Source organism: Salipiger sp. ABF4_146, assembly GCF_056161345.1.
Genome location: NZ_JBSWYX010000018.1, coordinates 35144 through 49716, shown reverse-complemented (window position 1 = coordinate 49716; position 14573 = coordinate 35144). Strand labels below are relative to the sequence as shown.

The 14573-nt window shown below is 61.0% G+C and carries 11 protein-coding genes and 3 pseudogenes; 6 read left to right on the top strand and 8 right to left on the bottom strand.

The window, feature by feature from the left end; all coding sequences use genetic code 11:
- Positions 1-39 precede the first annotated feature (39 nt).
- From ACXAJT_RS21295 to ACXAJT_RS21280, 4 genes are all read left to right on the top strand, one after another.
- Positions 40-264, top strand: coding sequence for an NADH dehydrogenase ubiquinone Fe-S protein 4 (locus tag ACXAJT_RS21295; RefSeq protein ID WP_475238733.1), 225 nt, complete (start codon positions 40-42; stop codon positions 262-264).
- An 84-nt stretch (positions 265-348) separates the two neighbouring features.
- Entirely contained in the window at positions 349-771 is a 423-nt protein-coding gene (locus ACXAJT_RS21290) for a hypothetical protein (RefSeq protein WP_475238731.1), read from the top strand.
- Complete coding sequence (locus tag ACXAJT_RS21285; RefSeq protein ID WP_475238728.1) at positions 768-1007, top strand: DNA-directed RNA polymerase subunit omega; 240 nt, start codon at positions 768-770, stop codon at positions 1005-1007. Before ACXAJT_RS21290 ends, ACXAJT_RS21285 begins: the two co-directional genes overlap by 4 nt.
- A gap of 30 nt (positions 1008-1037) precedes the next feature.
- Entirely contained in the window at positions 1038-1400 is a 363-nt protein-coding gene (locus ACXAJT_RS21280) for an SPW repeat domain-containing protein (protein ID WP_164185377.1), read from the top strand.
- A gap of 93 nt (positions 1401-1493) precedes the next feature.
- Here ACXAJT_RS21280 and ACXAJT_RS21275 read toward each other — a convergent pair.
- The 3 genes and pseudogenes from ACXAJT_RS21275 to ACXAJT_RS21265 all read right to left on the bottom strand — a co-directional run.
- Positions 1494-1709 (bottom strand): annotated as a pseudogene (locus tag ACXAJT_RS21275) (transposase); the annotation flags it as partial.
- Positions 1710-1766: 57 nt separating this feature from the next.
- Positions 1767-2461 (bottom strand): annotated as a pseudogene (locus ACXAJT_RS21270) (IS5 family transposase); the annotation flags it as partial.
- A 340-nt stretch (positions 2462-2801) separates the two neighbouring features.
- A complete protein-coding gene (locus ACXAJT_RS21265) occupies positions 2802-4907 on the bottom strand; it encodes a catalase (RefSeq protein ID WP_475238722.1) in 2106 nt (701 codons plus the stop codon).
- Positions 4908-6151: 1244 nt separating this feature from the next.
- On the opposite strand from ACXAJT_RS21265, the pseudogene ACXAJT_RS21260 reads away from it, so the two are divergent.
- Positions 6152-7006: pseudogene (locus ACXAJT_RS21260) on the top strand (SDR family oxidoreductase).
- A 424-nt stretch (positions 7007-7430) separates the two neighbouring features.
- Here ACXAJT_RS21260 and ACXAJT_RS21255 read toward each other — a convergent pair.
- The 4 genes from ACXAJT_RS21255 to ACXAJT_RS21240 are packed head-to-tail and all read right to left on the bottom strand — an operon-like array spanning position 7431 to position 12776.
- Positions 7431-8588, bottom strand: coding sequence for a glycosyltransferase (locus ACXAJT_RS21255; protein ID WP_475238719.1), 1158 nt, complete (start codon positions 8586-8588; stop codon positions 7431-7433).
- A 3-nt stretch (positions 8589-8591) separates the two neighbouring features.
- On the bottom strand, positions 8592-9566 hold the full coding sequence (locus ACXAJT_RS21250; protein ID WP_475238716.1) for a glycosyltransferase family 2 protein: 975 nt from the start codon (positions 9564-9566) through the stop codon (positions 8592-8594).
- Positions 9559-10725 (bottom strand): glycosyltransferase, encoded by a 1167-nt coding sequence (locus ACXAJT_RS21245; protein ID WP_475238713.1) that lies wholly within the window; start codon positions 10723-10725, stop codon positions 9559-9561. The genes ACXAJT_RS21250 and ACXAJT_RS21245 overlap by 8 nt, the downstream gene beginning before the upstream one ends.
- A gap of 2 nt (positions 10726-10727) precedes the next feature.
- Positions 10728-12776, bottom strand: coding sequence for an HAD-IIB family hydrolase (locus tag ACXAJT_RS21240; RefSeq protein ID WP_475238708.1), 2049 nt, complete (start codon positions 12774-12776; stop codon positions 10728-10730).
- 180 nt (positions 12777-12956) lie between these two features.
- On the opposite strand from ACXAJT_RS21240, the gene ACXAJT_RS21235 reads away from it, so the two are divergent.
- Positions 12957-13742: a sulfotransferase family protein gene (locus ACXAJT_RS21235; RefSeq protein ID WP_475238705.1), complete on the top strand. Its 786-nt coding sequence runs from the start codon at positions 12957-12959 to the stop codon at positions 13740-13742.
- Here ACXAJT_RS21235 and ACXAJT_RS21230 read toward each other — a convergent pair.
- The gene (locus tag ACXAJT_RS21230; RefSeq protein ID WP_475238701.1) at positions 13739-14524 is read right to left on the bottom strand and encodes a hypothetical protein; all 786 of its coding nucleotides are present in this window, start codon (positions 14522-14524) and stop codon (positions 13739-13741) included. The genes ACXAJT_RS21235 and ACXAJT_RS21230 overlap by 4 nt on opposite strands.
- Positions 14525-14573: the final 49 nt, after the last annotated feature.

Below are 14573 nucleotides of genomic sequence, written 5' to 3'. Positions count from 1 at the left end.
GGCGGCCGGACGCCCTTCATGCAATCTGGAGGCTAAGAGATGAACGTGATCAGCGGAGATTTCACAGGACAATCACATGTTTCACCCATCCCGAGTCAGGCCGGTTCGCGACCAGACTGGGACTCTCATCTGCCGGACGATGCGGTCGCCCGGATCTGGAAGCCGTCGAAATCGGCGATGACCTCGGGGCGAGCGCGTACGAAGACATGGAAGATGAGCTTTCCGCGCCAGACCGATCCTTGGCTCGAGCCTTTGATGGGCTGAACCGGTGGCGACGACACGATCCAGCAGATCGAGCTGAGCTGTCCAACGCTGGAAGCCGCCATTCGCCATGCAAGGCGTCTGGGGGTGGCTTACGAGGTGCATCTGCCGGCAGGCGAAGCCGCGCGCGGTGCCGCCCGGGCACGGCACAGGCAGGCCGTGCTGTGGTCCGATGCCACGCTCTCTCGGCTCGGACTGTCGGAGATGCGGCAAACCTATCGCGACGCGATGGCTGGCGCAAAACGGCGGGGCGATCCGAAAAGCGGCGATGATGGGCGTTCTCCCATCGAGGTTGCTTCGGACGCCAGCCTGTCGTTGGCGGCTCGCCGTTCTATCCTGATGAACTGGGCCTACACGGAATATCTTCACGATGTCGCCAGCACCGAAGGCATGCCGGAAAACCAGCGTGAATCGCAGCTTGCCGAGGTTGAACGAGCGCTGTTGGCGCTTGAAGCGGCGGTGGCCGTCGACGGCATGTATACGTCCGTTGAGGAAGGGAGGGCGGCATGAATCCCTTCGTTGCAATTGATGCCCAGCAGGCGGTGCCCGATCGTTTCGCTCTGGTCCTCGCCTTCAGCGCCCGCAGCCGGGCGCTGAAGGCCGGGGCGGAACCGCGGGTCGAACCCCAACGGCAAGCTGCCGAAGAGGTTGCGTTGGAAGAAATCGCGACCGGCGGGATTTCGCAGGAGGAATTACGTCATTTCTTGCCTGCGCCGGCGTGCAGGCGGCTGGCTCGGCCGCATTGAAACCTTGGTTGACAGAAAGGAGGTCACACCATGAGCAAGACTTCGACCACGAACTATGACAAGCTTGGCGACGGCATCAGCCTTCTCGCGGGCCTCACCCTCGCTGGGTTGCCCTTCGTCGTCACATTGACCGATATTGCCTTCTGGAGCGCCCTGCTGACGGGCGGGCTGATCGTAGTGCTTTCCGCAATTGCACTTTGGCGGCAACATGAAGGGCTCGACTGGGCGCGAGTGGTAACAGGTATTTGGGCGGGCATTAGTCCATGGGTGCTCATTGACGGTTTCACCTTAGCAGTCTCGCTCGCCCATCTGGCGCTCGGCCTGATCGCTCTTGCGTTCCCAGCTTGGCGGCGCTGGAAGGACGACGGTGGAAGTTCAGCGCTGACCGCCTAGTAAGATTGCCGGCCCCGAGACGGGGCCGGCAATATCTCCAATCTGCCAGAGACAAAGTTTCACAAACTTTCTGAAAGGTGATGAAATTCACTGTCATTTGGGGGTAGGATTCATGACGAGGACCGCGAGGACGATGGCCGAAAGGAAGACATTTAGGCATCGGTCATATCGGGTGGCCATACGCCTCCAGTCCTTGAGTGTTCCGAACATGATCCCGACGCGATTGAGGCGCTTGTATCGGCGTTTGTCGTACTTGACCGGCTTCTTGTGTTTCTTTCGCCCTGGGATGCAGGCGCGTATCCCCTTGTTGTGTCCCTGTTGCACAAACCGTGTGATGGCCAGGTTCCCCTTTCCCAGATGGACTTATTACACAGCTTCCGTGACGGGTATGCCGTGGGCGGTGCATCGGATAAAAACGGCGATGCGCACCTGGAGTTCGGCGACCTGACGGTCGAAGTCCCGCGCCATAAGGCGCTGCCCCAGCAACTTCACACAGTGCATCTTTGCCTCGACGCTGCTTTGGCGGTGGTATCCGCTCCATCGTCGCCACAGCGCGCGGCCCAGGTATTTCGAAGGGCGCAGGGCCTCGTTTCGCGCCACGGTCTCGGCGGTGAGGGTCTTCCAAGACTTCGCGTTCTTGCGCGGCGGGATGACGACATGGGCGCCACGGTCGGCGGTGACGCTGCCGATCCGCTCGTCCGCCGTGATCTGGCCGAGCAGCTCAGGTAGCACCAGGGCAGCACCGATGTGGCTCCCGGTGATCTCGACAGCGCGGACCTCCAGTGTTTCCTCATCAAGCCGGAGATGGATTTCGCGCCAGACGCGCCGTTTGGGACCGCTATGCTTGCGGGCGTGCCATTCGCCTTCGCCCTAGACCGTGATGCCTGTGCTGTCCGCTGCCCGGCAGGGCACTGCGGAGCAATGTCCCGAGAGGGGATCAGCAGGTGCAGCGGCCCCTTGGAGGCGCGATACGGGATTTTCACGGCTAGGGTCTTCTGGCGCTGGGACAGGGTGCTGAAGTCAGGCACCGTCCAGTTGGGGCCAATCAGCCACAGCAGGGAATACTCGTCGTCTCCATAATCATAGCTCTAAAGAATGTCTTTTTTCTAAACGGGGCCGACGCTGCCACAGTCTTTGGGTATCGAAGCGGCTTACCGCTGGGGCCATGTATTAGCTGGAAACCGACCCAAGGTCTCGACCTTGTTGGCGAACGAATTTTTACAGGCAGTGAAACCAGCGAAAGCCGCGATTTCCCTCTCCAGGCTGCGCGCGAGGCCATGGGGCGCTCGTTCTGATGAAATGGATCAAAGAGTAAGGAACCGAATTGGTTTCATCCATTCGTCGCTCACCCGCCAGGAATGAGAGAAGCCCCGCAGCCTTACCGACTGCGAGGCCGTTCACTCAGCGTTTACGGTCCCAGACGCGAACAGCATGGCAGGCCTCTAGGAAGTCGGCAGCTGCTGCAGGCTTCTTCAGCGTCATCACGCCCTCCGCTCCGGAGTTCACGCCTGCCGCCTCGAAAAGTGGAGCAGCTTCAGGCGTGAGGGCGATGAACTTGCAGTGGCCATAAGCATCTGCGACGAACTGCTTGCCCGGCAGCATTCCGGCCAGTTCCCGTGCACCCTCATCGCTGACCACGATTGCGACAGCATCGTAGAGTACCGAGGGCCCCCCATCAATTTTTTGGTTCGCCGGCAGCATGTCTCCCTCGGAGGTCTTCACGCCCCCCACTTTCGGAGCTATGACCTCGACGATGCCGCCTTCGGCCTCGACCGCATCAACAAGCGCATCGTAGATCGCTCGGTCCATGCCGTCACTCACCAAGATTCCCAACTTCCGCCCTTTGAAGCTGTCAGGCCCGTTCTTGAGTATCGACAGCTTGTTCGACGCCTTGAGATCAACGGGCTCGCGGGCCGGCTTTGCAGGCTCTGGCAGATCGTGCCCGAGACCGTCCGCTACCTTGCCAGCAAGATCCTCATTGATCACCCGGAGATGGGCCAGGATGCGCAGACGAATGTCCTCCACGACGCATTTCGAGAGTTCGAAGGTGAGCCCATTCGCGATGTGATCCTGCTCCACCGGCGTTTGGCTTATGTAGAATTGCCGTGCCTGGCTGTAATGGTCAGCATAACTCTCCGGCCGAAGACGCCGCTTCGTGCCCTCAAGTTCTTCGGGGTAGGTCGTGAAGCCGCCTTTGGCATCGGCGCGCGGCCCACCCTTCGCCCAGCTGTTCGGCTCATAGTTCGCTCGGCCCGAGGGATTTTGCATCGCCATGTGCCCATCCTGCTGGAAGTGGTGCATCGGACACCTAGGCGCGTTGATCGGAATGTGGGTGAAATTCGGCCCACCAAGACGTTTCGTCTGGGTGTCGAGATAGCTGAAGTTGCGGCCTTGCAGGAGTGGGTCATTGGTGAAATCGATCCCGGGCACGATGTTCTGAGTGCAGAAAGCTACCTGCTCGGTTTCAGCAAAGAAGTTGTCGACTGTTCGGTCGAGTACCATCCGGCCGACGATGCGGATCGGACAGTCTTCCGCCGGGATTAGCTTGGTAGCATCGAGCACGTCGAAATCAAAACGGTTGGCGAACTCTTCGTCAAAGACCTGAACCCCCAGTTCCCACTCCGGGAAATCTCCGTTCTGGATCGCGTCCCAAAGATCGCGCCGGTGGAAATCAGGGTCGGCACCGTTGATTTTTACAGCTTCATCCCAGACCACCGACTGCAAACCGAGCTTGGGCTTCCAGTGGAATTTTACGAAATGGCTCTCCCCGGCCGCGTTTACAAAGCGGAATGTGTGAACTCCGAAGCCTTCCATAAAACGGAAGGAGCGCGGAATGGCTCGGTCGGACATCACCCACATGATCATATGCATCGACTCGGGCATCAGCGAGATGAAGTCCCAAAAATTGTCGTGCGCAGATTGGGCCTGAGGGAAGCCACGATCAGGTTCGGCCTTCACAGAGTGGATCAGGTCGGGGAACTTGATCGGGTCTTGGATGAAGAACACGGGGATGTTGTTGCCAACTAGGTCCCAGTTTCCTTCGTCGGTATACATTTTTACCGCAAAGCCACGTACGTCGCGCGCCAAGTCGAACGAACCCTTATTCCCGGCAACGGTGGAAAACCGCACGAACACAGGGGTCTTCTTGCCGCTTTCTTGGAAGGGACTTGCTCGCGTTAGCTCAGGGATTGCGTCTGTGCATTCGAAGTATCCGTGAGCACCATAGCCGCGTGCATGCACAACGCGCTCGGGGATGCGTTCGTGATCAAAATGAAAAATCTTCTCACGGAAGTGGAAGTCTTCCATGAGCGCAGGCCCTTTTTCCCCGCCGCGCAGCGTGTTCTGGTCATCAGATACCGGCGTTCCCTGTGCTGTGGTCATTCGCGCAGTGTCCCTGGGGGATTGATGAAGCTCACCGCCGTTGCCAACCTCAGCGGGCATCAATTCGTTGTCAGCGGATTTCTGAGTATCGGCAGTCGGCTCGTAGAGCTTGCGATCGTCTGACATTCGAGCATTCCTCTCGTGGTGCGGAAAATTGGTGAGGGCGAGCTTGCAGCCATTTTCAGGTCTTCGCTGGCGGCTCTACCTCCTCAACAATCATGTCCACCCAGTGTTCCTAAAGAATTTGATTACGAGGTCGCTCCCATCACCAGGACAGGTTTGCGGCTCTGCTAAGCTTGCCTAATGACGCTGCGCCTCGAGGTTAGGGGCCTCATGGGCCTCAACCAGTGTTCCGTCGCCGAGTGTTGAACGCGGGCAGTGGTTTTGTAGAAGTTCAGCCACTTGCCGCTGCATGGTCGGGCCGCGGCACCGCCCACTGCTGCGCATTTTCATGTGGGGCGCGTCGAGACGAGGGTACGGCCTAGCGCTTTCGAACGCCCGGGAGAGGAATGCATGCACTCGCTTGTTAATTTCACACAGAAGCGATTGACGTGACCCGTCGACATATTGCCAGCATCCATCGCCATCCCAGATCGCCTACGGGGCATGTGGAGACTACCTCCCGGATCACCGTCAGTAGCGCTCCTTCGGCCATCCGTCGGGGCTCCGGGAAGCCGGATATTTAGCTCCCGTTATCAACGAGGGGATTTCCATGGCGATCCGCTCGGCACTAGTCTCCCAGTCGCGGTCCCGGTAACCGCTCCGCTGAACCTCCCGGACCGGTGAGCGCCTCGACCTTCGCCTCTATTTCCGCTTGGCCGCGAAGGCCAGCATCTCGCGCCGAGATTGCTATCGGACCGCCTCCCAACCGGCTCGATCACCGTTATTTGATTCTCGGTATCTCCGTTCTTGGTTCAAAGTCCCGCAACCTGGCCTTTCTCCAAGATCGGCGCTTGTCGCCAGCGTCACACTCGCCGGCGCGCTGCCTTCTACGCCACAATTGGAAAATCGAGGTGCAGCGAGTGGTCTCCACAAGACACTCGCCAATCGGTAATGTTGGACCAGTAAGTTCAAAGGGCGAACCTGTGGACGCATTTGTGAGAGGACGAGGTCTGACACAACGGTCCTATCTCTCGTTTAGAGCCGCTAAGACCCTTATTGCGGGACAGGTTTCTCCGACGAAATGGGACCTAGATCTCCCGAGGGCTGCCGAACCTTGGCGTTGTCAAGTCCGATCCTCCATCCCAATCGAGCCCCTGCTTTTCCGGACACGAGAGGAAATTTGCAGATGCGCGTTATTTTCAGGAACGTACGGGCCGGGAGCGTGATGAGAAGTGAGACCTCCGCTCGTAGGACCGGAGATTTTCGCCATGGATCACCCCCGCCCACCCTTTCCCGAACAACCCCAAAATCTGCCTGGACAAACCGAAGATATGCAGCCCGTACCAGATCACGGCGAAGACAGTTACCGAGGAACTGGGCGTTTGGCAGGACTGACCGCCCTTGTCACGGGTGCCGACAGTGGCATCGGTCGTGCTGTTGCCTTGGCCTACGCGCGAGAGGGGGCAGATGTGGCGGTGTCGTACCTGTCCGAAGGTGCTGAGGCTGACCGCACCCGAGAATTGGTTGAGGAAGCTGGGCAGCAGGCTCTGCTGTTACCCGGCGACATTCAGTCTGCGGAACATTGCCGCGACATAGTTGCTCGCACCGCAGATCGGTTCGGGCGCCTGGACATACTGGTGAATAATGCTGCGCACCAGATGCATTTTGACGCCTTCGAAGATATCCCGGACGAAGAATAGGAAACAACATTCCGCACGAACATCTTCTCGATGTTTTACCTGTCTAAGGCGGCCGTGCCGCTAATGTGGGAGGGCGGGTCGATCATTAACACCGCCTCTGTCAATGCTGACATGCCCAACCCAAGCCTACTGGCATATGCTAGCACCAAGGGCGCGATCCAAAATTTTTCCGCGGGACTTGCACAGTCTTTGGGGCCGCGCGGTATTGGAGTAAATTGCGTGGCGCCGGGACCGGTCTGGACTCCGTTGATCCCAGCAACCCTGCCGGCAGAGAGCGTAGTTAATTTCGGTGCAAACTACCCCATGGGTCGCCCAGCCCAACCTGCGGAGTTAGCTTCGGCCTACGTCATGCTGGCTGATCCGGCATCGAGCTACACATCGGGGGCAACCATCGCCGTAACCGGTGGTAAGCCGTTTATATGAAACCCGCCGCCGGTTCTTCGAATGGCGCACCCGATACCCTTCTAGCGCTACTGCACGAGGGATATAGATTCATCTTAGATCGGCGCATCAGGCCGGGGCGGACGCCTTTCGCACGCGGCTATCGATGCAAAAGTCCGCCCCCCTGACAGGAGGAAGCAGACTCACGCTGCGTTGCGGTGCTAACGGGTTGGGCTGGCGTGCTGAGGCGCCGCCAACCGTAGAACGTTTTGATATCGTACATAGCCACTGCAAACCGCTGTTTATGACCTATGACGCGCGCGGAGGAAGATGCCGCGCCGCACTCGGTCGAAGTAGCGCCTTTCCGCGAACGGACTACCCGAGCGTCCATTGTATGTGAAACTATGTGGTGGACTGGGACGATGATACGCTCGCACGCGTGGCGAGCGCGCATGCGGCGTTACACTTATGCGTGGCTCTTTTGCGGAGCGGGTTCGGCGGCCAAACCTTGCGCTCCGTTTGCCGGGGGCAGCGCATGGGGCGGAAAGTCTGGAAGCGGCAGATTGGACGGCAATCCCGCTCGGGCGAGGGAATATTGCGCCTCATACCCGTCCAGCATACGGTCGTGGGTAAAGTAGGCGGCAACGCGCGCGCGGGCACAGGTGCGGGGAATGGCGCAGGCCTCCTGGATCGCGCCGGCCAGCGCATCGGGGTCGGGCGGGGCAAAGCGACCCGCCTCGCCGATGACCTCCCGCGCCGCGCCCATGTCGGTGGCGGCCACGGGGAGCCCGCAGCTCATGGCCTCGACCGCGGCAAGGCCGAAGGGTTCATCCCACAGCGGGGTGAACACTAACACAGACGCCTTGCCCACGGCGCGGGCCAGCGCCTTGCCCACGAGATGCCCACCGTAGCGGATATCGCCTCCCAGAAGCGGACGCAGTCTGGGGTCGAAATAGCCGCGATCCTCGATAGTGCCATAAAGAGTCAGCGCGATGCCGGCCCGGCGCGCCGCCTCGACCGCAAGATGGGGACCCTTGGTCCTAGTAATGCGCCCTATCCACACTGCTTCTCCGTTGCCTTCGGGTTGAAAGGGCCAGCACATTGGGTCGATGCCGTTAGGTACGACCGATGCCGTTTCCCTCCGGCCCGTGGGCCACCACGCCGAAAGTTGCGAGCCCGAACATACGGTGAACCGCGCCCACGGCGCGCCTGAGTCGACCACCGCCCGTTGCAGCACATCAAAGGGCGGCACATGCAAGGACGTGACCATCGCCAGCCTGTCACGTCGGGCAAGGCGTGGCGGAAAGCGGTGCAGCGCGTTGTTGTGGATCACATCGAACCGGCCCTGCACAAGCTTCGGTAGGATCGCAGCAAAGCCGCCGTCCAAATGCGCGTTCAGCTCGGGCGTTCCGTTCCAGCGGTGCCAGGGAAAGCTGCGGTCGTAATGTTCGGGTAGGATCGGAACGACAGGCCCACCCCAGTCACTGTCACCGGCGGCGAACAGCGTGACATGGTGCCCGCGCGCGCGTAAGCCCCGGCACAGGTGCCAGCAGTGCGATTCCATCCCGCCCATAAACGGGCGGGCGATGGGAAACCGGACATGTCCAATGACTGCGATCCGCATTGGCTATTCCGCCGCTACGGATGTGAGTGCCGTCGCAGCGTTTGCCGCGTTCCTCCGCCGCTCCGCTTCGGTTTCCAGAGCGCGTTCCAGCTGGTCGATGACACGGCGGGTGTTGGCATAGGGCATGTCGCCAGTCTGACGGCACAGAGCGAAATCTGACTCGACGGGCGCGCGGCGGATGGTCAGCCCTTCGGGCGCGTTATCGATCAGCCCCATGAGTTGGAACCCGTGCAGCCAATGCCCCATGGTTCGGTGCCCCCAACGCGAGGCGAAATGTTCCGCGTTGCGCACCACAGAGGCGACATGGTGGATCGGCGGCATGTAGTGGTCGTGGTACTGGTGATAGACGCGCGCTCCCTTCATCCACCAGATGGCGATGCCCTTCGAATCTAGGACGCGTCCGAAATCGGTATCTTCGCCGCCATAGCCGTAATAGCCTTCATGGAAGCCGCCCGAATGTGCCCAGTCGTCGCGGTGCATGGCAAAGTTCAGCGACCAGAAACAACGGTAATCGGAACATGCACGCAGCCCTTCAGGCGGAGGCGCCTGCCGATCTGAATGGCGCACCCCGATCCGGTCGAACCGCTCGAAATCGAGCCCGGCGTCGGTGGCGCCTTGCGGTAGGTAGGCGACCTCGCCCATCACCAGCCCGCGCCCAGGGTCGCAGGCGGCTGCCACGTCGGCGATCAGATCGGGATGTGGGATGCAATCTACATCGACAAAGGCCAGCACTTCGCCGCGCGCGGCGTCTGCCGCGGCGTTGCGCGCGGCGGCTAACGGCAATTCGCCATCGTCGCGCTGTACTAAGATCTGATGGACGGGAAAGGGAGCTTTGGGAAGGTCCGCATAGGGTTCGGGCGCCATCACGCCGATCACCAACTCTCGCGGGGGAACGGTTTGCATCGCAAGCCCGCGAATGACGTTTCTGAGGTGGTCGTGGCGGCCTCGGGCGATGGTCAGGGCGGAAACGTCACGCATTTGCGGGATCCTTCTGGTGGGTCGGTTCGTGGAGATCGGGGGCACTGCCCCACAGCCGCGCGGCAAGCCGTTCTAGCCACCGTGCCGCGCCATCGGCAGCTGTGTGGCTCCCGGCAAGTGTCCGCTGGCGATCCGGATCATGGCGGTCGGTTGCTTGCTGCATGGCTTGGCGCCAGCCGTGGGCCGATCCGGGTAGATGGGGAAGGTGCAGCGCAGCGCCGGCGCGGTCCAGTGCGCGCGCCTTTTCCACCTGCTCGTCGAAATAGCGCCATTCGGGCACCACGATCCAGGGGCGCGTGGCAGTCAGCACCTGCGCGCAGGTAGTATTACCGGCGGACGACACGACCACGTCGGCAGCAGCGATATGATCGGGCGCGTTGTCGACCCAGCCGCGATGTTCCAGGTTGGGCGGGGCGGTGGCGTGCCAGTCGCGCTGGACCTCGCCGATAGTGATCCAGCGCATGGCGGGAAAGCTGCGCGCGGCGACGCCAAGGGGCGCCTCGGCCAGCCCGTTCCCCCCCTGTCCGCTGACCACCAGCGCCACGGGCTGAGTGCCAAGGTTCAGCCGCGCCCGCGCCGCCGTCCTTTCGGGCATGGGCGTGCGCAACCCCAGGCCGGGGGCGTGGTACATGCGCGCATCCCATGTCTCCCAGCCCGGTTGATCCAGCGAGGCGTGGAACGGGGCCAGGAGACCGGCGGCACCATCATATGCAGCGCGATGGCCCGGGTCGCTCCGATCCCCATGCTGCAGGACTTTGACGTGGGGCACAGAACACAAACGCGCTAATTGGGCGACTTCCGCCGACACGTCGACAATCATCAACTCTGGTGCTTCATGCATAAAAAACGCAGCCATCTGCCCCATAGCATTACCGATCGTCTTCCAACCCACCGGGGCGCAATGCACGGTTTCAGGCGTGTCCAGCAATGCCGCTCCGGGCGGTTCATCCCCAGTAGGCTCGAACAACGACGGGATTAAGGTCACGGTCACGTTAGGTCGTAGAGGCGGGAAAATGTCATTTCGGGCGCAGAATATCCGCACTGGACGCGCCTCGGGCAGGGCGTTCACAAGTGCGGCGCATCGTTCTGCGTGGCCACGACCCTGGTGGTGTACAAAATAGCCAAAAGGGCGCGGGCCAGAGGTGGCGAAATCGCGCATACTTATTCTCCTGCCATCAATATGGGGGCGCGTTCCAGCCCGAAGTGATCGATCCCGTCCAGCACTCCCGCGGCATGGGGCAGGGGCGAACGATAGCCCGCGCGCAGCCCGTCCAGTTCGGATAAAGCATTGGCCGGCAGAATAGCCCGGTCAAAGGCGCCCAGCATGCATGCATCGTTGCCGCTGTCCCCCGCGACGACCACATTACAGAGATTTATCCCCCGCCGTCTCGCTTCGAAGCGGATCGCAGCGGCCTTCCCTGCAGCGTGCGGCAGAACATCGATAAATCGCCCGTGCGAAGGTACGACGCGCGCGCGCAGCCCTGCCCGTTCTAAGGAAGCAGATATGCGTTCGGCGTCTTCTTCGTTGCCTAGCAGACTGATCTTCCATCGTCGCTGGTCATGACGCGGTTGGAATGTGACGCCGATTTCAGTTAAAAGGTCGCGCAATGCTAAAGGTTCCCAGTCCCGCTTAAGCCGCGCCGCGAAATCTTCGCATAAGGCATACATATGCCCTGAGCGCCGCCATATCTCGGTTCCAGTCGAAGAAATGATTGTATCCGGCGCGGGTATGTCCCAATCTGCCAATACACGGCGCGCCTCGACCACGGACCGACCGGTGGCGACGACGAACCGTTGAAGATGTCCGCCTTTTGCCAGCCAGTCGCGGAAACGCGCCGCGCCGTCCGGGCACCCGGTGAGTGTGCCGTCGATATCGCAGGCTAGCAGGAAATTCTGCGCTGCAGGGCGAAGAGGGGCCGGGCGCGCCGGGCGCACTAACTTTGCCGAGATCTGGGCCACGCGTGCCGCCCACCCGTGCCAGTCAAAGTTCCTTTGCACTCTCAGAGCGGCTTGGCGCGCCGCCAGCAATCTCTTTGGGTCGTTCAGCGCGCTACGAAGCCCTTGGGCGATCGAAGTAGTGCTGGTCGGGTCGATCAGTCTCCCCGCACCTAAGGTTGCCACGATGTCGGCAGGTCCGCCATTGGCGGTTGCGACTATCGGTACGCCGGAATGGGCGGCCTCAATTAAAGTGAGGCCGAACGGTTCGTGATGGGCGGGGTTGCAGAAGACCCCTCCCTGCGCTGCCAGCGCGTAAAAATCGGCAACGTCGCGGTCGTCGTGACGGCGGGGCAGGGCCACGCGGCCCCAAAGATCGTTACTGTCGACCGCATGGAACAGATCGCCGATGATACTGTCCTGCTCGGCCGACCCACCCCGCAAACCACTGCGTAGTCCAGCCAGGATCACAAGATTGGTGCGCTCCTGCAAGTCGGGCGATTGCGCATAGGCATCAACCAGCGCTGCAAGGTTCTTCTTAGCGATGGGGCGGGCAATGGCCAAGATCACAGGTTTGTCGGGCGCGCGCAGAAACGGCGTCAACGTCTCGCGGGCGCGGGCAGCATCGCCATCGCAGCGCAGGGTGACGCCCGGACCAACGCGATGAGTGTGCCCTTCGGCGCCAGGATATATGCGCGGGAGCTGGCGTTCGGCTTCGTCACGGGACGAGGCGATGATGCCGTGAGCGCGACGCACGGCAATCGCTTCACGAGCGATGCGACGCGAAAGGGCGGGACCCGGGGTCTCGCCGGGCCGCAGCTTTTCATTTGCTAATGAGTGGGCGGTGTAAAGCCAGGGCAGCGAAAATTCTTGTTCGGCCGCTATCGCAAGCTCAGCGGCATCCGCGAAGTGAGCGTGCAAAACATCGGGCCGTGCCGCCCCCATGTTGCGTAGTAAGTCAATAAATGCACTGGATAGTTCGGGCAGTGCGGCTTCGAGAGCCTGTTTTTCCAAGTATGCGCGTGTGCCGGTACGCAGGCGCAAGATGCGCATCGTCGGCGCTATGCGTTCCTCAGACTGCCGGAACCTTGCCCCAAGCGCCGGATCGTCAAACGCGCGGGTCACGATTGTCACCTCAGAAACATCGGAACGCGCTGCCTGTGCGCGGGCCGCGCCAAGAACATATGCGATGTGGCCGCCAGTGTCTTCCGTGAGCCCATAAGGGATCGGCGGGGCGGCTAAACAGCCGCCCAGGGCAATATGCATGATCCGCATGAGGTCCTCGCAGTCTGGAATGAGTTACGGTGTGTAGACTGAGCTACGTACCCTCCTTGAACGTCGTAAGGCGAGTATAGTTCCAGGGCATGCTCCAAATTGCGTGAATACGTCCTGCGCGTAGAGCTTGGCGCGCGTCCGCTATGGATTAGTTGGGATGCAGATACGCAGCAGGGGAACATGATGCAGAACCACAGATATGTTTTTGTCGGTGGGCTTCACCGGTCGGGAACTAGTCTTGTCGCGCGGCTAATCGCCGGCTTGCCTGGCGTGGGCGCCATCTCTGATGCGCCCGTTCCAGAAAACGAAGGCGTCTATTTGCAGGGCGCCATTCCGCATACAGCGATGCACGGAGCGCCGATGCACTTCGCCACCGATCCTGCTCAACATCACACCGAAGGAACCCGCTATGATACGCTGGAAACTCGGCTTCGAATTGAAACAGACTGGGAGCCCCATTTTGGCCCCGGGCATTGGAGAGTAGAAAAATCGCCGGTGAACCTAACGCGTATGCGGCTATACCAACAGCTTTTCCCGCTCTCGCAATTCGTGGTGGTCATCCGCCACCCCGAAGCGGTCGCTGCGGCCACCGCCAAGTGGGTCGACCTGGCCCCAGATGAGATGCTTAATCATTGGCTGGATGCGCATGAAATCGTTGCGCGAGATCTGCGTTACCTGCATTCAGCATTGGTGTTGCGTTACGAGGACCTCGTAAGCGATCCCGTCCGTGCGGTCTCGTGCCTTGCTGCGTTTTTGCAGGTGGCGGCCATGCCCACAGTGCCAGAGGTCTATGAGGGCAACCAGTGTTATGTGGGCCAGGCGCGCCTGAGCCGTGGCCAGACCCGGCGCGCGCACAGCTGGGGATACGGGCCGGGGATGCAGATCTACCCGACAGAACTGAAGGTGTCGCACGCGCTGCGATCGGTTCGCGAACAGGTGGGGGCCTGTTTCTCGGCGACACTTTAGCGCCCGCCGATGGAATAGGTATCAACCCAGGCGTAGAAGCGCTGCTCGAACGCCTCGGCCTCGGTGCCTTCAAGCCCCGGCAATTCGCACAGTAGCACCCTTAAGCGAGCCTGTGCGTCAGAAGTCAGCTGCGGGTGCCGGTACAACCTGGCGAGCGATGCTGGCAGGCGGCGATTATCGCGCACCGTACTGTAGTAGAGGCTGAACGGAATTGCTTTGATCTGTGCAGCAAGTGTGGCGATCTGCGGGAGGAGGACGCTGTCGAACTGTTCGGTTCCTGGCCCGTGGATATCCGATAGCGCAATTACTGCGCGCCCTGTCGCGACGGCCTGCGTCGTCGAATAGACGAAGCTGACAGATAAGGTTAGAATGATCATTCCTGACACGCCCGCCAGCATCGCCGCCGCGCCCCATCCCTGGCCGCCGGGCTGGTTCAGTCCTCCCACCAGGGTAGATAGAAGGTGCCCTGCATATGTGATGCGGCCTAGCATGCCGGCGGGTTGGTTGGTGGAAGACTGGACCACGGCCGCTTGAGTGGCGGAAAACACCAGCGTCCAGCCGAGACACATGAGCACGATCCACACTGCCCCAATTGCAGCGGTGACGATGGGTCCGCAACTACGGTGGACGGCGCCGGATTCGGGCAACTTCCGGAGTGCACCAAACATGGTCCGCGCCACGCGCGGTGCAATCGGGCCCGAGCTGCCCGTTCCCAGCGCGGACATCAAGATATCCCAGATCACTAGGCACAAAAGCAACCCGCCCGAGAATGCCGCCACCATTGAACGTACCTCCGATGTTTTTTCCTCTTCGTTCAGTGCTATCTCGGAC

Bases quoted from the DNA above. Each gene is read 5' to 3' on its own strand.
- ACXAJT_RS21285 (WP_475238728.1), top strand. From the start codon at position 768: ATGAATCCCTTCGTTGCAATTGATGCCCAGCAGGCGGTGCCCGATCGT.
- ACXAJT_RS21295 (WP_475238733.1), top strand. From the start codon at position 40: ATGAACGTGATCAGCGGAGATTTCACAGGACAATCACATGTTTCACCC.
- ACXAJT_RS21230 (WP_475238701.1), bottom strand. From the start codon at position 14,524: ATGGTGGCGGCATTCTCGGGCGGGTTGCTTTTGTGCCTAGTGATCTGG.
- ACXAJT_RS21240 (WP_475238708.1), bottom strand. From the start codon at position 12,776: ATGCGGATCATGCATATTGCCCTGGGCGGCTGTTTAGCCGCCCCGCCG.
- ACXAJT_RS21280 (WP_164185377.1), top strand. From the start codon at position 1,038: ATGAGCAAGACTTCGACCACGAACTATGACAAGCTTGGCGACGGCATC.
- ACXAJT_RS21265 (WP_475238722.1), bottom strand. From the start codon at position 4,907: ATGTCAGACGATCGCAAGCTCTACGAGCCGACTGCCGATACTCAGAAA.
- ACXAJT_RS21235 (WP_475238705.1), top strand. From the start codon at position 12,957: ATGATGCAGAACCACAGATATGTTTTTGTCGGTGGGCTTCACCGGTCG.
- ACXAJT_RS21245 (WP_475238713.1), bottom strand. From the start codon at position 10,725: ATGCGCGATTTCGCCACCTCTGGCCCGCGCCCTTTTGGCTATTTTGTA.
- ACXAJT_RS21250 (WP_475238716.1), bottom strand. From the start codon at position 9,566: ATGCGTGACGTTTCCGCCCTGACCATCGCCCGAGGCCGCCACGACCAC.
- ACXAJT_RS21255 (WP_475238719.1), bottom strand. From the start codon at position 8,588: ATGCGGATCGCAGTCATTGGACATGTCCGGTTTCCCATCGCCCGCCCG.